This window comes from Streptomyces sp. NBC_01320, assembly GCF_035974375.1.
In the GTDB taxonomy this organism is placed as follows: Bacteria; Actinomycetota; Actinomycetes; order Streptomycetales; family Streptomycetaceae; genus Streptomyces; species Streptomyces yanii.
In genome coordinates, this window is record NZ_CP108390.1 from 10,440,494 (window position 1) to 10,458,840 (window position 18,347).

Consider the following 18,347-nt stretch of genomic DNA (forward strand, 5'->3'; position numbering starts at 1 on the left):
CGGCGGCGGCTGAGGGAACGGCCGCAAAGTGCTGGTCCGGCGCGCGCCGTTGCAGACCCGATCGTTGTCGGCGCGCATCGCCGCCGCAGCCACCTCGGACTCCAACTCGGCCGAGTTGCTCGTCCCCTGCTCCACCACGCCGAGTGTCCGGTGGCTGTCGTACCACTGACGGCCCGATCGTGCGAGACCCCTCGCCTCACTTCTTGAGTTGTGACGCGCGGTCGGGGACGTACGTCTGAAGGTTCCTCGGCGGCCGTTGGTACCCGGTGGCCGGAGGCCGCTGAGGCAGTTCGATCAGAGGCGGAGTGATTGCCTCGTACGGCACGGTCGACAGGAGATGGGCGATCATGTTCAGGCGGGCCCGGCGCTTGTCGTCGCTCTCGACGACGTACCACGGAGCCTCCGAGATATCGGTATGGACGAACATCTCGTCCTTCGCCCGCGAATAGGCCTCCCAGCGGGTGATCGATTCCAGGTCCATCGGCGAGAGTTTCCACCGGCGGGTGGGATCCTGCAGTCGGCGTCGGAACCGCTCCTCCTGCACCGCGTCACTCACCGAGAACCAGTATTTGCGCAACAGAATGCCGTCCTCCACCAGCATTCGCTCGAAGATCGGGCACTGGCGAAGGAACCGCTGGTGTTCTTCCATGGTGCAAAAACCCATGACGCGCTCGACGCCCGCGCGGTTGTACCAGCTCCGGTCGAGCAGGACCACTTCCCCCGCGGCTGGTAGATGCTCGGCATAGCGCTGGAAATACCACTGGCCGCGCTCACGCTCGGTGGGCCGCGGCAGAGCGACGATACGCGCCAACCGGGGATTGAGGTGTTCGGCGACGCGCTTGATCGTGCTGCCCTTACCCGCCGCGTCACGTCCCTCGAACACCACGACGAGCCGTGCGCCTTCGACCCGCACCCACTCCTGGAGCTTCACGAGCTCGGTCTGGAGCCGGTACAGCTCCCGCTCGTACAGCGAGCGCGGCAGCTTTCCGGGCTCGCTCGAGCCTTTCCTGTCGGACATGGGATGACGTTATGGAGGAGACCATGGTCGAAGTCAAGCGTCAGCGCCGAACGGGCTTCGCTGCGCGGACCCGGTACGGCGTGCTCGATGGGGCAGGCCGGCGAGCGGATCGGTTTCACCAGCTCGGCGACCACGCTCGACCACGCGTTCCGTCCAGATACGGATCGCCCTGTTGCCGCCTCTGTGCCGTGCTCTCGCTCGTAGACGCAGTCAGTCACCTGCCGGTGGTCCCGTCACCGGCCGCACCGATTGTTGCCGACTGGCAGAAACTTGTTGCCGACTGGCAGAAACGGCCGCAGTCGTTCCCACTCGGTATCCGTCAAGTCGCCCCGCCCCATGCTGGAACAACGACCCACCGGTCAGACAGTCACATAACCGAATGGGCAACCTCTAACGGGACGCCTCCCTCAGGGCGTGCCGCTGCCCTGCCGATTACCGCGCGTGCGATGGCTCAACATCATCATGATGAGGCCGGTCAGCAGGAGCGCGCTGCCGCTCAGCGACCCCCACTGGCGGGTGTCGGGGTCGCTGGGCACCCAGAAGAAGACCTGTTGCGAGCACAGGGCGAAGGCACCCACCAACTGGCCCCACCCGTAGAGGCGGGGGCGGTGGACCGGCCGCCGGTTCGTGGGAAGCACCCAGCCACGCGTAATCCCCGCTACGCCGGAGGCGGCGATGAGCAACGCCAGCAGAACAACAGGTATGGCGACGTAGAGCTTCATGGTCCCTCCCCGCGCACCGGACCCGCGCCGGACGCCCGCGTGATCATGACACCCGCCGCGCTGCGCGTCCACGCGCTCCCCGCAACCCTCATGATCGGCCGGACAGGTCCTAGACGGTGGTCAGGATCGGGCCCCGGAATCCAGGGCGGACGAGGTGGGGCAGGTATCCGCAAGGGTCCAGATGAGCGTGAGTCACGACCACGGCGTGGATGTCCGAGGTGTCACAGCGGAGGGGCCGCCAGTTGCGGCGCCGCAGGTCGGCGAGACCGTGGAAGAGCCCGCAGTCGACGAGGATGCGGACGTGGTCGCTTTCGACGAGGACATAACTGAACAGGTCACGGCAGACCACCTCGAAGTCATGGTCCGTCAACCACCTCAACTCGAAGGAGTCCACGCCGTGTTCGCCCCATGAGTACCGCCACCGACCTCCGTTCTCCCCGCAGCGGTCCGGCGCCGACCGTAGGGTCAGGTCTTTCGTTCAGATCCTCTCCGGGGCCGTGTTGGAAGGAAGCGGTCAGCTGTCGAGTAGACCCCGGAGTGCCTCCGGTGGCGAACGGGCCGCCCTGCTGTCCGTCCGCAAGGACGAGTTCGTCGCCGTGGTCCTCAACGGCTACACCGGCATGCGCTGAGGCGAAATCGTCGGCCTGGAGACGGAATCCGCCCGCTCGGGCTCCGTCCGCGTCGAGTGGCAGCTGTACGAACTCGACACGGGCGAGCTGGTGCGCTGCCCGCCCAAGGACGACAGCTACCGCACCATCCACGCGATGGACTGGCTGTCGGCCCTGGTCGCCAACCACATTGCCCGTACGAAGCTGACACCCTGCCCATGTCACAGCAAGACCTACGTCTTCCGGGGGCAGAGCGCGGCTCGCACCGGTGGCCAACAAGGCGCAAAGCTCGTCGACGTCGCGCGCCGTGCCGAAGTCTCCGCAGGCACGGTGTCCAACGTCCGCAACCACCCCGACCGCGTCACCGAAACCCAGCGGATGAGGGTGGAGCAGGCCATCGCGGACCTGGGGTTCGTACGGGGCGGTGCGGTGTCGGAGCACGCTGCCCCCCCGGCGTCGAAACGGTTTCGCGACGTGGCTGTTCACCACGGCGGTCTCCGGCTGGTGCCCGAAGAAGGCACCGCAGGAGGCCCGCCCCGTACCACGCTCGGCGAGCCGTGGCCTGGTGCCCCGGCCCGAGGGCGTGGTGCCAGTGACCGGGCCGACGCTTGCTGGGACCCGATTGCCAAGGGCCCTCACGCCTCACGGCCCGCGCCATACCCACCGGACCGTGATGGAGGACTTCGGCACCGAGAAGGTCCTCATGGACGAGCGCATGGGCCACATCGACGGCTCCGTTCGGTGACGACGGAAGTGGGGCGGCCGGTTGGCTCCGCCGAGCTATGAGGTATTGGTCGAGCAGCGCGGACAGCTCGCGCTTGAGGTCATCCTTCTCCTTGGAGTAGGGGCGGTCCTGCCCCTGGACCCACCACTGCGCGGAGGTGCGGAGGGTCGGTCCCTCGGGCCCAGGGACATTCACGGCGTGGCGCAGCGTGTCGAAGATGACGGCCTTGAGGTATTGCCGTCGCAGCGCCGCGTCGAGCCAGGTAAAGACGGCCCTGTCGAGGTCCCGTCCTCCCGTCGGGCCCGCGGCCTGACGTAACAGCGCGCGCCAGCCGGTCACGAGCCCCCGCACATGGGGGCGGTAGGCGCCCCCCTCATCCGGACTTACCTCCGCCATAGCCTGGAGCAGGAGTGGGAGGTCTCGCGCCGCGCGACGCCTGGCGGCCGGGACCCTGTGGAAGGGTTCCGGCCGCTGTTGTTCGTGGTGGTCGTGCTCGTCAGTTTCCGGTGGCGTACGGGGAATTGCCGGCGGCAGTACGGATCCCCGGGAGCGCGGAGTACAGGCTCGCGCCGGGGCAGAGCGTGGCGTAACCGTCGCGGTGCCCTGAGACGGTGTTCAAATTGGCGGCCTGGCCCTTCGTCCACACGCCGGTGTCGGCGGCAGCGGTGAGCGTCACTTTCGCCTCCGGGTCGACGCCGTGCAGACCGAGCTTCCAGGCGGCCAGGTCGGCGATGGCCTGCTTGGCCGCGGCCGTCGGCGTGCCGCCGTTCTCGTAGTCGCCGAGCAGGGAGATGCCCGAGGAATAGCTGTTGAATCCATAGGTGTGGGCCCCGAGCACAGGCCGGTCCACGCCGCCCGCACGGCCCTCGAAGACCGTGCCGCACTTGTCGACGAAGAAGTTGTAGCCGATGTCGTTCCAGCCGTTCGTCTGCACGTGGAACGTGAGGATCGCGCGGATGATGGCCGGAGAGTCTGCGCAGGTGTAGTCGTTCGTCCCGGCCGTGTGGTGGACGAAGACGGCGTCGACCTTGTTCAGGTACGCGGGCGGGTCCTGGACGAGTGACTCGTCCGCGCCCCAGTCGGCACGGCTGACGATGGCGGGAGTGGTCGGAGCGGTGGCGCTGGGCTCGGGGGTGCCGCTCGGATCGGTGGTGGGAGCGGGTCCGGTGGGCTCCTCCGTGGGCACCGTGCCGGGGGTCGGGTCCGTAGGGGCCTCGCTGGTGGGAGGCTCGGCCGAGGGCCGGCCGGTGGGCTCGTCGGTGGGCGCGCCGGTGGGCTCGTCCGGCGGTCATTCCGTCGGGTCCGTGCCAGGGGTGGACTCGGTCGGGGCGGTGGACGGAGCCGGCTCCTCGGGCGCACTGGCCGAACCCGTCGGCTCGTCGGTGGGAGGCTGCGAGCCCTCGCCGCCGCCGGAGCCTCCTGTCGTATCGCCCGGATCGGCGCTGGGAGCGGCCGTCGTGGGCGCGTCGGTCGGCGCGGGATCGGAGGGCTCCGGCGTGGCGTCGGGGGAGGCGGTGGGCTTGCCGTTCCCCTTCCCGTTCCCGTTCCCCTTGTCGCCGCCGTTCCCGTTGCCCTTGCCCTTGCCCTTGACGGTCTTGCCGGGGTCGATCATGTCGAGCCGGAGTGCATCGGGCACCGCGGTCTCCTCGCCGTCCGCGACGACCCGCGCCTCGACCCCGTCCGACGGGCCGACCCACAACGGCTCCGAAGCGCCGCGCACCTCCGACGCGTCGCCCTCAGCGGACTCTGGCGCCCGTACGTCGAAGTCGAGGTCGCGCCACTCGCTCCACTCGCCAGTGGCCGCCTTGCGGGTACGTATCTGCGCGGTGCCCGCGAAGGTGTCGCCGCTGTCCTCCCACGAGACGCCGATGAGAGAGAACGTCTGCGTCTCGGTGCGCGGGAGCGCGCGCCTCTTCGGGTCCTTGCCGTCCAGGGCCAGCACATGCGCATTCGCCGGCCGCGACCCGTCACCGGGCCCGGCGTCCTCGCCACCTCCCGAGACGGCGACGGCCGTCACACCCGTGCCTCCCAGGACGACGACTCCCGCCGCCAGCCAGACCGCGCGCTTCTTCCCGTTCGCCCGCCTGGCGCGGGCTCCTCTCGGACTCATATCCCATCCCTCGTACGCAGTTGATCAGTGTCCGCGGCCGGCCGCGGGCCGACGGCAGTTCATGCCGTGGGACGGGAAACGAGGGGGTGGCAGCACGGTTTCGGAGGCCTTGGGGCTCAATCGTGCTTCGGCTGCGGGGAGTTCGGACCCCGCATTCCCGCCGCGCAGCGCAACGGTTATACACGACGTGCCTGCCCCGGCACGCCCGAGCGGACAAACCGGACAGTGGGTGTCCTGGAGGGTGCTGCGTCACCCCTCGCCGTCGCCGGGGGGCAGATCTCCGGTGCACGTGGCGCGCCCGAACTCGCCCATGGCGGTGGCGCGCTGGACGTGCTTGCCGCGGATCGCAAGAGTGCAGGCCGCCTGTCCGCCCTTTCCGTCGAGGATGATGGCGACGGTCGGAGCCTTACCGAGGGGCACCTGAACCGACTTCCTCCACGGAAGCGTGACGCCCTTCTCGACCGTGGCCGTGTCAACCTCGATACAGGCGAGGTAGGAGATCTTGGCGATCCCCGACCCCGTGACCTCGTACGTCACCTCGGCCGTCGGCACAGCGCGCGGCTTCGGCTGCTCATCGGAGCTGGCCGCGGCGCGAGCGGACGATATGGACGCCGACACCGTCAATCGGGAGCTGTCCATTGCCCGCAAAGCGATCGGCTGGTGGCAGCGCCAGGGCTGGATCGAATGCGATCCGACGATCGGCATCGAGCGGCGGCCGGCACCGCCGGACCGCACCAAGGCCCTCGCGGAGAACCAGATCGCCGCCCTGTGGCGGCTGGACGTCGCCCTGCGGGAGAAGACGTTCTGGAATTTGCTCTACGAGTCCGCGGCCCGGGCCGATGAGGTGCTGTGCCTGAACGTGGAAGACCTGTACCCGCAGGACAAGCGCGGGAAGATCACCGCCAACGGCGGGGCGACGGAGTGGATTCACTGGCAGTCCGGCACCGCCCAACTTCTGCCTCGCCTGATCGGCCGCCGCACCTGAGGCCCGCTGTTCCTCACCGGCCGGAAGGCCCCGGCCGGGACGCCGTCGCTGGACGTGTGCCCGGAGACGGGCCGGGCCCGGCTCTCCTACCGGCGGGTCAACCTGCAGGAAGGCCGCCACGCGCTCGCCCGGAAGATCTTCCACGGCCGCGCCGGTCAGCTCTACCAGCACTACCGGGAGGGGATGGAGGACCAGATCGGCGCGCTCGGCCTGGTCCTCAACGCCCTGGTGCTCTTCAACACCCGCTACATGGACGCCGTCCTGGTCCGGCTCCGCGCGCAGGGCTTCGACGTCCGAGAGCAGGACGTCGCCCGGCTCTCCCCGTTCATCCGGCACCACGTCAACATGCTCGGCCGGTACTCCTTCCTCCTGCCCGAGATGCCCGGCGGCCTGCGGCCACTGCGAGACCCGGAGCAGGCCGACTGGGGCTGAGCACACGGCACACGCGCCCACCTCGCCGAAGCCCCCGGGGGAGGTGTTCAGCCCTCCAGACGGCGCTTGCTGAGCCAGGCGACCATCTCGGGTTCGTGGTGGTCGAAGAACAGGGTGGCGCCGGTGTCGAGGGCGGCGATGGCGGACATCTGGTCGTCGGTGAGGCGGAAGTCGAAGACGTCGATGTTCTGCGCCATCCGGTCGGGGTTGACCGACTTGGGGATGGTGACGATGTCGCGCTGGATCAGCCAGCGAAGCGCGACCTGGGCCACGGACTTGCCGTGCGCCTCGCCGATCTTGCTGAGGACGGGGTGGGTGAACAGGTCATTCTTGCCTTCGGCGAAGCCGCCCCACGCCTGGTGCTGCACACGGTGCTCGCGCATGAGGTCGTGGTCGGCGGTGCGCTGGAAGAAGGGGTGGGTCTCGATCTGGTTGACCTGCGGGGTGATCTCGTTGTTGAGGATCAGGTCCAGGAGGCGGTCGGGGTAGAAGTTGGCGACGCCGATCGCCCTGGCCAGGCCCTCACTGGTGGCGGCCTCCATGGCGCGCCACTGGCCGTAGACGTCGCCGTAGGGCTGGTGCATCAGGTACAGGTCGACGTGGTCCAGGCCGAGCTTGGTCAGGGAGGTCTCCAGGGCGCGGCGGGTGTTGTCCTGGGCGGGGGCGTCCTGGACCCAGAGCTTCGTGGTGACGAACAGTTCCTCGCGGGGGATGCCGCTGTTCTTGATGGCGTGGCCGACGGCTTCCTCGTTGCCGTAGGCGGCGGCGGTGTCCAGCAGGCGGAAGCCAGCGCCGAGGGCGTCGGTGACGGCCTGCTCGGTCTTGTCGGCGGGGATCTGGTAGACGCCGAAGCCGAGGATCGGCATCTCGACGCCGTTGTTCAGGGTGACGTGCTGCACGGGGGACTCTCCTGGAAGGACGGGTGGTCGGCGGATGGTGCCGGTTCAGTCGGTGGGTTCGGTGACCGTGGCCAGGACGCCGGTGGCGCTCACGGCGGCGGGCCAGCCGGCGTAGAAGGCGAGGTGGGTAATCGCCTCGACGAGTTCGCCAGTGGTGAGGCCGTTGTCAAGGGCACGGCGCAGATGGCCGGTCAGCTGGGCGTCGCGGCCCAGAGCCACCAGGGCGGCGACGGTGATCAGGCTGCGGTCGCGTGGGGACAGGTCGGGCCGCTCCCAGACATCGGCGAAGAGGACGTCGTCGGTCAGATCGGCGAGTTTCGGGGCGTGGCGGCGGACGAGGTCCGGTGCGACGCGCGGGTTGGTCCCGGTCATCAGCGCTCCATCATCCGCATGCCGGCCTCGTTGTGGGTGTCGCCGGCGGCCGGGGGCAGGCTGTTCAGAGCGGTGAGCTGGCCAGCGGTGAGGCGGACAGTGTCGGCGCCGGCGTTCTCCTCGATGCGAGCCACGCGGCGGGTGCCGGGGATGGGCGCGATGAAGTCGCCCTGGGCGAGCAGCCAGGCCAGTGCCACCTGCGCCGGGGTGGCGCCGATCTCGGTCGCGATGGCGGCGACCTGGTCGGCCAGGTGCAGGTTCTGCTGGAAGTTCTCGCCGGTGAACCGGGGGTTGTCGGCGCGGAAGTCGGTGGGGTCGAACTGCCCGGTGGAGCGGATCGTGCCGGTCAGGAAGCCGCGCCCGAGCGGGGAGAAGGGCACGAAGCCGATGTTCAGTTCCCGCAGCACGGGCAGGATGCGGGCCTCGGGGTCGCGGGTGAACAGCGAGTACTCGGACTGGACCGCGGTGATCGGGTGGACGGCGTGGGCGCGGCGGATGGTCTCGGGGCCGGCTTCCGAGAGGCCGATGTGTCGGATCTTGCCCTCGGCTACCAGCTCGGCCAGGGCCCCGACGGTCTCCTCGATGGGCGTGCCCGGGTCGACGCGGTGCTGGTAGAAGAGGTCGATGCGGTCGGTGCCCAGGCGTTTGAGCGAGCCCTCGACGGCGGCGCGGACGTTGGCCGGGCTGCTGTCGGTGGCACCGGGGCGGCCGGTGTGGGAGATGAGGCCGAACTTGCTGGCGAGCACCGCCTGGTCGCGGCGGCCCTTGAGGGCGCGGCCGACGAGTTCCTCGTTGGTGTAGGGGCCGTAGACCTCGGCGGTGTCGATGAGGGTGACGCCCAGGTCCAGGGCGCGGTGGATGGTGCGCACGGATTGGTCGTCGTCGGTGCCGGCGCCGGTGTAGCCGTGGGACATGCCCATGGCTCCCAGGCCGATGCGGGAGACGTCCAGGTCGCGCAGGTGGATGTGCTTCACGAGAAATCCTGTTCGTTCGCTGGTCGATGCCGGTTCGCCGAGCACCGGGTACGGGTCGGCTGCGCGCGGGCGACCCGTACGGGAAACCCCCAAGGACTCCCGCGCCGCGGCCGGCGTCGGTGCCGCAGCGGGGTGCCCTCGTTCCGTGCGGGCGCGGACGCCGCTCGCGCACGAGAGGTGATCAGGTCAGAGTGCCTGGCTGGCAGGTCGGAGCAGGATCTCGTGGATGGCCAGGTGCCGGGGCGCTGGAGGACGAAGGTGATGACCTCGGCGACGTCCTCGGCGGTGACCTCGGCGACGTCGTAGAGCTGCTGGGCGCCCTGGCGGGTCGCTTCGTGGGTGATGTGGGTGGGCAGCTCGGTGGCGACGACGCCCGGCTCGATCACGGTGACGCGGACGTCGGGCAGCAGCTCCTTGCGCAGCGACTCCGACCAGCCGTTGATGCCGAACTTGGTGGCCGCGTACACGCCGCTGCCGACGTTGGCGACCCGGCCGGCGACGGAGGAGACGTTCACCAGGTCGCCGACGCCGTCCTTGAGCTGGTCGAGGAACACCTCGGTGGCCGTGATCGCACCGAGCAGGTTGACCTCGATCATCTTGCGGTAGTCGTCGCGCCGCTCGGCGGAGAACGGGCCGAGCAGCATGACCCCGGCGTTGTTCACCAGCACGTCCGTGCCGCCGAACTCCTGCTTCACCTGTTCGGCCGCCGCGACGAGGGCGCCGCGGTCGGTGACGTCGGCGGAGATGGCGATCGCACCGTCGCCGAGCTCGTCGGCGAGGGCCTTGATGCGGTCCGTGCGGCGGGCAAGAAGCGCGACCCGGTAGCCCGCTGCGTGCAGGGACCGGGCGGTCGCGGCGCCGATCCCGGAGGAGGCCCCGGTGATGACGGCGACGCGTCCCTGCTTCTGGTCCTGGCTCATCGTGTTTCCTGTCCTTCGTGGTGACAATGCGTGGCCGGCCGCCCGATGGCGGTCGGCGCTCGGCGGTCCGAAGGGTCCGGATCGCCCCGACGTAGCCATTGCAGCACCGGCCTCCAGAGGGCGCGAGGGACGGCTTATACGTGTACTGGCAGTCACTCCTACAGATCCTCGACCGGCCGTACCGTGGATGACATGGACAACCAGGCCGAGGTGCGGGACTTCCTGCGCACACGACGCGACCGGATCACCCCCGAGCAGGCGGGGATCGTCGGCGGCGGCCGTCGCCGCCTGCCCGGCCTGCGCCGCGAGGAAGTCGCCATGCTGGCGGGGATGAGCAGCGACTACTACGCGAAGATGGAACGCGGGAACCTCGCCGGCGTCTCTCCCCAGGTACTCGACGCCTTGGCCCAGGCGCTTCGCCTCGACGAGGCGGAGACCGAGCACCTGCACGACCTCGCCAGGGCCGCGAACCCCTCACCGAGCCGACGCCGCTCCCGCCCGGCACAATCGACGATCCGGCCCTCGCTCCAGCGCTTCCTCGACGCGATCACCGGAGCACCCGCATGGATCGTCAACCAGCGGGCCGACATCCTCGCCACCAACCAGCTCGCCCGCGCCCTGCTCGCCCCGCTGCTTGAGGACCCGGACGCCCGGAACAACGGCGCGCGGTTCATCTTCCTCAGCCCCGCCGCGCGCTCCTTCTACCCGCAGTGGGAGCGTGCCGCGGACACCTCTGCCGCGAACCTGCGGACAGCCGCAGGACGAAACCCGCGCGACAAGGCCCTGACCGACCTCATCGGGGAACTCGCGGCCCGCAGCGACGCCTTCAGCAGCCGCTGGTCCGCCCACGACGTCCGCCTGCACCACACCGGCACCAAGCACATCCACCATCCCGACGTCGGCGACCTCGAATTCGTCTACGAGGGTGTCGAGCTGCCCGACCACCCCGGATGGAAGATGTACGCCTACATGAGCGCGGCGGGATCCCCGACCGAGGAACGGGTCAAGCTCCTCGGCAGCCTCGCCGCCACAGCGGTCGATGCGCAGGCCACCGCACCCGCCCTCCAGCCGGACGACCTGTGAGCCAGTTCGGCTTCGGGGATCAATAGAACCGTGACTATCGGTGAGAACGATCATGGGGCCTGAGTGCGTTCCGCTCGCGAGTCGAGACCACCCAACTCACCGTCGACGACGGCTTCTACCTCATCCCCCGCAGCCTCCCGCCCGGCAGCCGAGACGCCGAAACCCTCGACCTCCTCGCCAGCTGGAACGCCTCCGCACCGACAGCCTCACCGTCCAGCAAATGACGCGGTCCCTCCCGGTCCCACCCACTACCGACCGGTCAGGACGCCGTCGCCCCTTCCCTGCGGCAGCTCAACGCCGGGTGTCGCCCGGCGCGAGCAGGCTCGTGACGTCCGCGATGGCCTCCGCCGAGGGCTTGAAGTACCGGCGGACGCTCTCCGCCTTCTTGTGCCGGGACTTGGCCATCAGCATCAGCTCGGACGCGCCCTGCTCGCCGAGGTGGGTCAGGGAGGAGTGCCGGTACTCGTGCAGGTCCCAGCCGGTGCCCGGCCCGGCCAGCGCGGTGTGCTGGTCGAGCAGCGCGCGGGTCTGGCCGTAGGAGAGACGGGCCAGGCCGGTGTCCGGGCAGACGTCCCGGGCGGAGAGCACCTTGCCGGGGCCGGGGCGGCGGTGGGTGACGAACACCGGCCCGCGGGTGCAGCCCCTCAGCAGGCGGGGCAGCAGCCGGGCGGTGCCCGCGTCCCAGAACACCGTCTCCAGCACGTAGTCGGCACGGGCGGCGCCACGGCGGCGGACCTTCGGCTGGGCGCCCTTGGACTTCACCGGGCAGCGGCGGCCGGCCAGGTCCAGGTCCTCGATGTTGACGTTCGGGATCTCCTCGGAACGGGCACACATCTCGCAGAGCATCCGCCACAGGGTCTTCTCCCGCAGGTGGACGTCCCGGCGGGCGATCAGCCGGTCGATCGCCATCTTCGAGCGCACCGGGGTGTCCGAGTCCGGCGGCGCCAGGCGCTTCGCCCAGGCCGGGACCGCCGGCCCGTCGTACCCGCGCTCGGCGCACCAGCTGGTCCAGGACAGCACCGCGCCGCGGCGGGCGTTCCAGGTGTTCACCGCCGAGCTGCCCCACAGCAGCTCCAGCGCCTCGCCGATCTCGTCGTCCGCCACCGCGGCGAGCGGCCGGCCCTCGCCGACCCGCTCGGCGGTCTTCCCGACGGCGATGCCGTAGTTCCGGAGGGTGTTCGGGTTGCCGAGTGAGTCGAGGAAGGCGTCGGCCGCCGTCCGGACCGTCAGCACCTTCCCGGTCGGCAGCAGCAGGACTGCGGGCACCGCCCCTCCCTTGCCGCAGATAACAGGGTCGCTTCACGCAGCGTGCGAAGAACGTCTCCGCAGGTCACGCTCAGTGATACCGCAGATAATAGGGCGTTATCTGGGAGAAAGTGCCGTGAATTGCATCAGGTGAGAGGACTCACCCCTGGCTGGTAGGGGGCGCCTGAGCAGGCAGGCATCGGCTGGTCGCAGCCCGGAGACACCCCGACGATCCGCCCTGACCGCCTGACGGCTGCCCGCGTGACCTGCGGCACCCCGCTCGTTCTCATTTAATGAACGATTCATTCGCCTTTCTCGCGGCGTGTTGGGGGTTGGCGTGGGCGGTTCCTCATGGGATGTGCCGGGGGCGGCACCGTCACTGTTCATCGTGGGCGGCGCTCCGCTGCTGCACCCGGAGCCAGGTCTTCGAGGGCATGCTGTCGGGGTGGCGAGATCAGCAGCTGGCCCCCAACGACCCGTGACCGCCAGCGCCTTCCTGCGTGCCAAGCAGCACACGACCGTCGCCATCCAGTTCCTGCGCTGGCTCGGCGACCGCGGAAGGAGCTTGGACGAGTGCAGTCAGCATGACGTCGATGCCAGGTTCGGCAACGGCACCAGCACGCGCGGACACGCGAACAACTTTCTCTGCTGGGCTATCAAGCAGCGGCTGGTCAGCGGGCTCGCCGTTCCCTGGGCGCCTCACGGCAACGGCCCACTCGCGAGCGAGAAGGACCACATCGAATCGCTCCGCGCTCTGCTTCTCCATCAGACCCTGCCGGCAGCCCACCGTGCCATCGGCATCATGCTCGTCCTTTTTCGGACAGCCCCTCGTCAGGGTCGTTCCGATGCGCATGGACGACTTCCGCGAAGGCCCAAACGGGCTGGAGGTGAAGCTCGGCAGAGACTGGATCGGGGTTCCGGAGGCGGCAGCCGCCGTGATCCGGGTCCATCTCGCTTCTCGACCCGGCCTCAGCACGGCCGCGAACCCGGACTGTCCGTTGGTGTTTCCCGGGCGCATGCCCGGGCGGACGATGCACGTCTACAGCGTTGCAACGATTCTCCGCGAATCCGGAATCCCGGCCATGGCCTCACGCTCCAGAGCCTGGATTCAAATGGTCCGCCAAGCCCCGCTGGCCGTCCTGGCAGACGCCCTGGGCGTGAATCCTCAGACGGCGATGCGCTATGCCGAGCGAGCCGGAACGGACTACCTGGGCTACGCGACCCTGCGAAGTCTCCAGGGACCCGAAGGCGCTTGAGGCGCTCGCCTCAAGATCAGGACGTAGCCCAGGCTTCAGCGCGCCAGCCCGGCAGTTCCTTGTCCAGCCACTCCTCGACGGTCCTTCGCCAAGGATCCGATGGATCGCCGTCGGCGACGTCGGCCCAGGCGTCCTCCGCCATGTCGGGGTCGATGAACAGGCTGTCCAGGTAAGCGTCGAAGTTGTCGGCGACCTTCGTGAAGACATGACTGCCCAGATACCCCGGCCAGGCGATGGCATGGACGAACGCATGGAGCTGGCCATGAGTGGCCAGGTTCAGGTCCAGGAAGAGGGTGTCGCTGCCGCCGTTGCGGGCGATGGGCAGCAGGCCAGTCAGAGGCACATTCTCCGCGAGCCACCCATCGCGACTGCGCCGGTACTCTCCCAGAAGAGTGCCCCAGCCGTACTCACCGGCGTCGTCACGGCCCAACTGATAGAGGTCGTCGAAGCCCTGGAGCGGTTCGGGTTCGCAGGCTGAGAGATGGACTGAGTAGGCCAGGCTTCCTCCGCCCGCCACCTCCAAGAACGAGCGGTACGCCGTCGGCAGGGCCAGTCCGACCGCGCGTTCAAGGGCGTCGAACTCGTCCTGGTCGAACGGCCTGAACGGGCCACTTACCAGGCGACCCCGATACCAACGAGAGAGCTCCTTGGGCTCGAAGTCGTGGATCAACGGCTACTCACGTCGAACTCGGTTCGGTTATGGGCGATGGTGGCGAGCAGGTCTTCAATGCGGCAGTCCACAGCGGTGTTGGTGACAGGCTCGAAGTCGACGACGTTCCGGGCTGTGTCAGCGATGTCTGAGGGGTAGAAGCTCCAGCCCTCGATGAGGCTCCAGCCAGCCTCCACCCGAGCGTGATTCCCGTCTGGGGACGTCACGCGAAGCCACCCCGTGCACTCGTCGGAGAAGTCGAACGGCAGGAAGGCTGTGCCCCCGGTCGGCCTCAGCTGCTGGACTTGCTCACCCCATTGTTCGAGGAGGCGGGCGAGTTGTTGCGCCACGTCCGCGCCAGTCGTCGGAGTCTCGTCGCTGGCGAAGTAATACGAGTCGCACGCGTGCCGCCACACGCCGAGTCGCAACAGAAGGTCGTCGTGAATGCCTTGATCGGTGGTGCGCTTGAGATGCAGTGCGACACGGTTCACGGCCAGGACTCTAGTCGCGGATTCGAACGCGACGCAGCTCAGGGCTCACAAAGTCCTCCGTAGCTATTCGCCCCTCACCAACAGCCGTCCTTACCAACACGACTTCGGACCAGTCCCGCCGCCGGCGACCCACCGGCCGCCCACCAGGGCCGACGAAGGCTTAGCGCACGATCTGACACCGATGTTCGAATCCCACGGGTACCCGAAGTACTCGTCGCCACCGAGGTGGAACCACGGGCCGGGGAGAGGTCGGCGTACTCCGCGATCAGATCCTGCATCAGTCTGCGGGCCGCGGGCTTGCTGTAGTCGAGTTTCCCGGGGTCCCTGGTGCCGTCGACGCGGATCAACTGGAGTTCGGGGTGCGCCCGGAGCACAGCCTCCATGTGCCCCGGCGAGTCGATCTCGGGGACGACGGTGACGTGATATCGGTCGGCCACGGAGACGAGATGCCGTACCTCGTCCTTGGTCAGGGCCGGTCGCGTGACGATCTCGGGATGCGATGCGCTCTCGATACGGAAGCCCAGACCGTCGCTGAGGTGGAGGTGCAGCACATTGAGCTTGAGCCAGGCCAGTTCGCGGATCTTCCCTTCCAGCCAGCCCGGTGTGAAGTGTCTGCGGCCGACGTCGACCATCAGGCCGCGCTCTGTATACGTGGGCCAGTCGGTGATGCGCCCGCTCACCTCGCCCTTTTGGCGGAGGATTTGGAGCAAGGTCCGGGTGCCGTGGAAGACCCGGTCGCGGAGCTGCCGGTGATCGTCGTGACATCACCGGCCGTCTCGACGCGATACGCCTCGGGGGAAGCCGAACCGGGCACCCGGCCGAGCTGGAGGGCCAGGTCGTGAGGCGCGGGGTGTGGCTTCACCACGATCTGCGGCGACCGGTCCAGATGGCCCTCCTGGACCAACTCGGCCGCCGTTGTGCGGGCTTCGTCGCGCAGTCGCCCAGAGGAGCCCGGCACCAGGACGATGCGGGTGGCGGCGCCCGGCCGCCAGCGCCCCGGCGCCGCCGCGACATCGCGTACGGCCATGATCGTGGGTGGCGCGCATGTGTCCCCGGCCCCTGATGCGTACCCTGCGGCACGCCTCACCTCGGCGGACGCGCGAGCGGCACCCCCGACGCCGCTGAGCAGGGCCGACGTGGTGAGCGCGCCGCATGCTACGGCCGACCTACGGTTGAGCACAGAGCTTTCCCCTTCATCGTGTTTGCCTTGGACTCCGTGGTTGGCTCCAGCGAAACGTAGCGAATCAAGTGGTCTAATCCAATAGGTCGGACCTGTTGACAGTGAACCGAGTTCCAGCAGTAACCTTTTGAGGTCATTATGGTCTAGACCACTCTGGAGATCTTCATGGCAAGACGCAGGATCGCCGCCGGAATGTTCGCAATAGCAAGTGCCATGGTGCTCGGGGTGCTGCCGCACGCCGCCAGTGCCCAGTCGGTCCCGGACACGGCCTCGGCCGACGCCGACCCTCTGCCGCCGGTTTCCCCCACCCCGCAGTCCATCTCCCGCGCCGGACGCGACGCGACCGTAACGGGCCGGGTGCTCGTAGTCGCGGACGACCACACGGACGCGGCCGCCCGTGACCGGCTGATCCGCGAAATGAAGAAGCACGGCGCCGCGCGTGTCGATGTCGTCACCCCCGGCGAAGTCCCCTCGGGGGCAGCCGGTTTGCTCACCATCAGGCTCGGATCCGCCGAACGCCCGGACATCGCACGCGCGCTGGGTGACACCGCCGTGTCCGACCACGCCGAGGGGTACGCCCTGCGCGTGTCGGGACGGGCTTCGCACCAGCAGATCGCCCTCGGAGGCACGGACGCGACGGGCCAGTTCTACGCGGTGCAGACACTGCGTCAGCTCTTCCAACGCCAGGGCGACGACTGGCAGGTGGTGGGCGCACAGGCGAGCGACTACCCCTCGATGCCGCTGCGCGGCACCATCGAGGGCTTCTACGGCCCGCCGTGGACGACGGCCGAACGCCTGGACCACATGGACTTCCTGGGCGACGTGAAGTCCAACACCTATGTCTACGCGCCGAAGGACGACCCGTACCACCGCGACAAGTGGCGCGAGCCCTACCCGGCGGACAAGCTCGCCGAGCTGAGCGACCTGGTCGGGCGTGCCCGCGCTAACCATGTGCGCTTCACCTTCGCCGTCTCGCCCGGCGCGTCCATCTGCTACTCCGACCCCGCCGACACCAAGGCGCTCACCGACAAGCTGCGGGCCATGTACGACGTGGGCGTGCGGTCGTTCTCCATTCCGCTGGACGACATCAGCTACACCCGCTGGAACTGTGCCGGCGACCAGGAAAAGTTCGGCTCACCTGGGCGCGGTCCGGCCGCCCGCGCGCAGGTGAGCCTGCTGAACAAGGTGCAGCGCGACTTCGTCGCCCAGCTGGATGGGACCAACCCGCTGCAGATGGTGCCCACCGAGTACGGCGATCTGACCGACACCGCGTACAAGGAGACGATCCGTTCCACGCTCGACCCCGCGGTGCAGGTGATGTGGACCGGGACTGACGTGGTGCCGCGGGAGATCACGAACGCCCAGGCGTCCAAGGCCGCCGAACTCTTCGGCCGGAAGGTCTTCGTGTGGGACAACTATCCGGTCAATGACTTCGGCCGGACCGCGGGACGGCTGCTGCTCGCGCCGTACGACAAGCGTGAGCCCGGTCTGTCCGACCACCTCAGCGGCATCGTCTCCAACCCGATGAACCAGGAGGCCGCCAGCAAGCTCGCCGTCTTCACGATGTCGGACTTCTCGTGGAACGACCGGGGTTACGACCGGGCCCGCTCCGGACGCCAGGCCGCTCTCCACATCGCCGCGGGCGACCCCGGTACGGCCGACGCGGTGCAGGTGTTCGTCGATCTCAACCACGCGGCCCCGACCTTCGGTTCCGAGCTGTGGCAGCCCCAGGCGCCAGTGTTCAGCGCCCGGCTGGATCGGTTCTGGCAGAACCGCGGAACCGACGCGCGTGGGGCCATAAGGGAGTTCCGTCCGTACGTCCGCGCGGTCACGCGAGCACCGGCCGTTATCCGGGACGGCGTACCCGACAAGCTGTTCCTCTCCGACGCCTCCCGCTGGCTGGACACCACGGAACTGTGGGGACGGGCGATGGAGCACGGACTGGACGTCCTCGCCGACATCGATGCCGGGAACGCGGCCAAGGCGGCCGAGGAGCGCGAAGCAATGGACTCCCTTGCCGACGCAGCATCGAAGATCACCGTCGACCCGGCGGAGCACCACCAGCACGGCCAGGTGAAGATCGGTGATCCGTTCATCGAGGACTTCGTGACACGCGTACAGGAGCTGCATGACGAGTCCATGGGGCTGCCGCCGCTCCGTGAACTCGCCCGTGGCAGGACGGCGACGCAGAGCTCGGACTACGACTGGGGCGGGACGTTCCCCTTCAGCGCCGACAAGTCCGTCGACGGTGACCGCTTCGACTTCTCCACCACCAGCGGCAAGGAGGCGCAGCCGTGGTGGCAGGTCGATCTGGGAGCGACCGCGAACCTGGAGCGGATCAGGATCTACAACCGGACGGACTGCTGCGCGGGGAGGCTCAAGGACTACTACGTGCTGGTGTCCGACCAGCCCTTCTCCGGAACGCTGGCGGACCAGCTCGGTAAGCCGGGCGTCTGGAGCCACCACGAGACGGACCAGGCCGGGAGCCCCACCACCGTCGAGACCACGGCCGGGGGCCGCTATGTGCGGGTGTGGCTCGCCAGTGCGTCCCCCGTCGAGCTCAACATGGCCGAGGTCGAGGTCTTCGGCCGTGTGAAGGAGGGATGACGCCGCCGGGTCATGCGTCGCACGGATCCCTCGGATCGTACGGATCGCACGGATCTCACGCGGTCGGGGCGA

Annotated in this window: 21 protein-coding genes and 2 pseudogenes; 7 read left to right on the top strand and 16 right to left on the bottom strand. The window is 68.9% G+C overall.

All coding sequences use genetic code 11. From position 1 onward, the window contains the following. Window positions 1–60 precede the first annotated feature (60 nt). Entirely contained in the window at window positions 61–207 is a 147-nt protein-coding gene (locus tag OG395_RS47480; RefSeq protein WP_327249687.1) for a universal stress protein, read from the top strand. Here OG395_RS47480 and ppk2 read toward each other — a convergent pair. The 3 genes from ppk2 to OG395_RS47495 all read right to left on the bottom strand — a co-directional run bounded on the left by ppk2 (window position 197) and on the right by OG395_RS47495 (window position 2,110). Next, complete coding sequence (ppk2, locus tag OG395_RS47485; RefSeq protein WP_327248465.1) at window positions 197–1,018, bottom strand: polyphosphate kinase 2; 822 nt, start codon at window positions 1,016–1,018, stop codon at window positions 197–199. The genes OG395_RS47480 and ppk2 overlap by 11 nt on opposite strands. A 407-nt stretch (window positions 1,019–1,425) precedes the next feature. After that, window positions 1,426–1,740: a hypothetical protein gene (locus OG395_RS47490; protein ID WP_327248466.1), complete on the bottom strand. Its 315-nt coding sequence runs from the start codon at window positions 1,738–1,740 to the stop codon at window positions 1,426–1,428. Window positions 1,741–1,849: 109 nt separating this feature from the next. Continuing rightward, a complete protein-coding gene (locus tag OG395_RS47495) occupies window positions 1,850–2,110 on the bottom strand; it encodes an MBL fold metallo-hydrolase (RefSeq protein WP_327248467.1) in 261 nt (86 codons plus the stop codon). A 181-nt stretch (window positions 2,111–2,291) separates the two neighbouring features. Between OG395_RS47495 and OG395_RS47500 the strand changes: the two are divergent. Next, a pseudogene (locus OG395_RS47500) lies at window positions 2,292–3,087 on the top strand (LacI family DNA-binding transcriptional regulator); the annotation flags it as partial. Between the two features lie 481 nt (window positions 3,088–3,568). Here OG395_RS47500 and OG395_RS47505 read toward each other — a convergent pair. The 3 genes from OG395_RS47505 to OG395_RS47515 form a co-directional block, all read right to left on the bottom strand. Next, window positions 3,569–4,258 (bottom strand): peptidoglycan recognition protein family protein, encoded by a 690-nt coding sequence (locus tag OG395_RS47505; protein WP_327248468.1) that lies wholly within the window; start codon window positions 4,256–4,258, stop codon window positions 3,569–3,571. 102 nt (window positions 4,259–4,360) lie between these two features. Beyond that, window positions 4,361–5,182 (bottom strand): hypothetical protein, encoded by an 822-nt coding sequence (locus tag OG395_RS47510; RefSeq protein ID WP_327248469.1) that lies wholly within the window; start codon window positions 5,180–5,182, stop codon window positions 4,361–4,363. 249 nt (window positions 5,183–5,431) lie between these two features. Further along, complete coding sequence (locus tag OG395_RS47515) at window positions 5,432–5,734, bottom strand: hypothetical protein (protein ID WP_376339584.1); 303 nt, start codon at window positions 5,732–5,734, stop codon at window positions 5,432–5,434. Between OG395_RS47515 and OG395_RS47520 the strand changes: the two genes are divergently transcribed. Both OG395_RS47520 and OG395_RS47525 read left to right on the top strand, forming a co-directional pair. Next, complete coding sequence (locus OG395_RS47520; RefSeq protein WP_327249779.1) at window positions 5,703–6,167, top strand: hypothetical protein; 465 nt, start codon at window positions 5,703–5,705, stop codon at window positions 6,165–6,167. The two genes, OG395_RS47515 and OG395_RS47520, sit on opposite strands and share 32 nt — an antisense overlap. Window positions 6,168–6,266: 99 nt before the next feature. Then, window positions 6,267–6,599 (top strand): annotated as a pseudogene (locus tag OG395_RS47525) (Tn3 family transposase); the annotation flags it as partial. Between the two features lie 47 nt (window positions 6,600–6,646). Here the strand turns inward: OG395_RS47525 and OG395_RS47530 are convergent. The 4 genes from OG395_RS47530 to OG395_RS47545 are packed head-to-tail and all read right to left on the bottom strand — an operon-like array spanning window position 6,647 to window position 9,764. Further along, window positions 6,647–7,498, bottom strand: coding sequence for an aldo/keto reductase (locus tag OG395_RS47530; protein ID WP_327248471.1), 852 nt, complete (start codon window positions 7,496–7,498; stop codon window positions 6,647–6,649). A gap of 45 nt (window positions 7,499–7,543) precedes the next feature. Continuing rightward, a complete protein-coding gene (locus OG395_RS47535) occupies window positions 7,544–7,870 on the bottom strand; it encodes a carboxymuconolactone decarboxylase family protein (RefSeq protein ID WP_327248472.1) in 327 nt (108 codons plus the stop codon). After that, entirely contained in the window at window positions 7,870–8,844 is a 975-nt protein-coding gene (locus OG395_RS47540) for an aldo/keto reductase (protein WP_327248473.1), read from the bottom strand. Before OG395_RS47540 ends, OG395_RS47535 begins: the two co-directional genes overlap by 1 nt. Beyond that, the gene (locus OG395_RS47545) at window positions 8,841–9,764 is read right to left on the bottom strand and encodes an SDR family oxidoreductase (protein WP_327248474.1); all 924 of its coding nucleotides are present in this window, start codon (window positions 9,762–9,764) and stop codon (window positions 8,841–8,843) included. The genes OG395_RS47540 and OG395_RS47545 overlap by 4 nt, the downstream gene beginning before the upstream one ends. A 192-nt stretch (window positions 9,765–9,956) precedes the next feature. Between OG395_RS47545 and OG395_RS47550 the strand changes: the two genes are divergently transcribed. Then, window positions 9,957–10,847 (top strand): helix-turn-helix transcriptional regulator, encoded by an 891-nt coding sequence (locus OG395_RS47550; protein WP_327248475.1) that lies wholly within the window; start codon window positions 9,957–9,959, stop codon window positions 10,845–10,847. A gap of 291 nt (window positions 10,848–11,138) precedes the next feature. Here OG395_RS47550 and OG395_RS47555 read toward each other — a convergent pair whose 3' ends face one another. Further along, a complete protein-coding gene (locus OG395_RS47555) occupies window positions 11,139–12,113 on the bottom strand; it encodes a site-specific integrase (protein ID WP_327248476.1) in 975 nt (324 codons plus the stop codon). Window positions 12,114–12,546: 433 nt separating this feature from the next. Further along, window positions 12,547–12,945, bottom strand: coding sequence for a hypothetical protein (locus OG395_RS47560; RefSeq protein ID WP_327248478.1), 399 nt, complete (start codon window positions 12,943–12,945; stop codon window positions 12,547–12,549). On the opposite strand from OG395_RS47560, the gene OG395_RS47565 reads away from it, so the two are divergent. Then, entirely contained in the window at window positions 12,938–13,348 is a 411-nt protein-coding gene (locus OG395_RS47565; RefSeq protein ID WP_327248479.1) for a hypothetical protein, read from the top strand. The two genes, OG395_RS47560 and OG395_RS47565, sit on opposite strands and share 8 nt — an antisense overlap. A 16-nt stretch (window positions 13,349–13,364) precedes the next feature. Here OG395_RS47565 and OG395_RS47570 read toward each other — a convergent pair whose 3' ends face one another. The 4 genes from OG395_RS47570 to OG395_RS47585 all read right to left on the bottom strand — a co-directional run bounded on the left by OG395_RS47570 (window position 13,365) and on the right by OG395_RS47585 (window position 15,515). After that, the gene (locus tag OG395_RS47570; protein WP_327248480.1) at window positions 13,365–14,018 is read right to left on the bottom strand and encodes an SMI1/KNR4 family protein; all 654 of its coding nucleotides are present in this window, start codon (window positions 14,016–14,018) and stop codon (window positions 13,365–13,367) included. Beyond that, complete coding sequence (locus tag OG395_RS47575) at window positions 14,015–14,488, bottom strand: hypothetical protein (protein ID WP_327248481.1); 474 nt, start codon at window positions 14,486–14,488, stop codon at window positions 14,015–14,017. Before OG395_RS47575 ends, OG395_RS47570 begins: the two co-directional genes overlap by 4 nt. 74 nt (window positions 14,489–14,562) lie before the next feature. Beyond that, window positions 14,563–15,168 (bottom strand): family 20 glycosylhydrolase, encoded by a 606-nt coding sequence (locus OG395_RS47580; protein WP_327248482.1) that lies wholly within the window; start codon window positions 15,166–15,168, stop codon window positions 14,563–14,565. Next, on the bottom strand, window positions 15,165–15,515 hold the full coding sequence (locus OG395_RS47585; RefSeq protein ID WP_327248483.1) for a hypothetical protein: 351 nt from the start codon (window positions 15,513–15,515) through the stop codon (window positions 15,165–15,167). Before OG395_RS47585 ends, OG395_RS47580 begins: the two co-directional genes overlap by 4 nt. Window positions 15,516–15,833: 318 nt before the next feature. Here OG395_RS47585 and OG395_RS47590 point away from each other — a divergent pair, with 318 nt between their 5' ends. Next, window positions 15,834–18,275, top strand: a complete 2,442-nt coding sequence (locus tag OG395_RS47590) for a beta-N-acetylglucosaminidase domain-containing protein (RefSeq protein ID WP_327248484.1) — start codon at window positions 15,834–15,836, stop codon at window positions 18,273–18,275. The last annotated feature ends 72 nt before the right edge of the window (window positions 18,276–18,347 follow it).

What these genes read in the sequence shown, in the direction of transcription:
- OG395_RS47565 (WP_327248479.1), top strand. Translation starts at nt 12,938, where the DNA reads ATGCGCATGGACGACTTCCGCGAAGGCCCAAACGGGCTGGAGGTGAAG.
- OG395_RS47550 (WP_327248475.1), top strand. Translation starts at nt 9,957, where the DNA reads ATGGACAACCAGGCCGAGGTGCGGGACTTCCTGCGCACACGACGCGAC.
- OG395_RS47545 (WP_327248474.1), bottom strand. Translation starts at nt 9,764, where the DNA reads ATGAGCCAGGACCAGAAGCAGGGACGCGTCGCCGTCATCACCGGGGCC.
- OG395_RS47510 (WP_327248469.1), bottom strand. Translation starts at nt 5,182, where the DNA reads ATGAGTCCGAGAGGAGCCCGCGCCAGGCGGGCGAACGGGAAGAAGCGC.
- OG395_RS47560 (WP_327248478.1), bottom strand. Translation starts at nt 12,945, where the DNA reads ATGCGCATCGGAACGACCCTGACGAGGGGCTGTCCGAAAAAGGACGAG.
- OG395_RS47590 (WP_327248484.1), top strand. Translation starts at nt 15,834, where the DNA reads ATGGCAAGACGCAGGATCGCCGCCGGAATGTTCGCAATAGCAAGTGCC.
- OG395_RS47535 (WP_327248472.1), bottom strand. Translation starts at nt 7,870, where the DNA reads ATGACCGGGACCAACCCGCGCGTCGCACCGGACCTCGTCCGCCGCCAC.
- OG395_RS47490 (WP_327248466.1), bottom strand. Translation starts at nt 1,740, where the DNA reads ATGAAGCTCTACGTCGCCATACCTGTTGTTCTGCTGGCGTTGCTCATC.
- OG395_RS47585 (WP_327248483.1), bottom strand. Translation starts at nt 15,515, where the DNA reads ATGGCCGTACGCGATGTCGCGGCGGCGCCGGGGCGCTGGCGGCCGGGC.
- ppk2 (WP_327248465.1), bottom strand. Translation starts at nt 1,018, where the DNA reads ATGTCCGACAGGAAAGGCTCGAGCGAGCCCGGAAAGCTGCCGCGCTCG.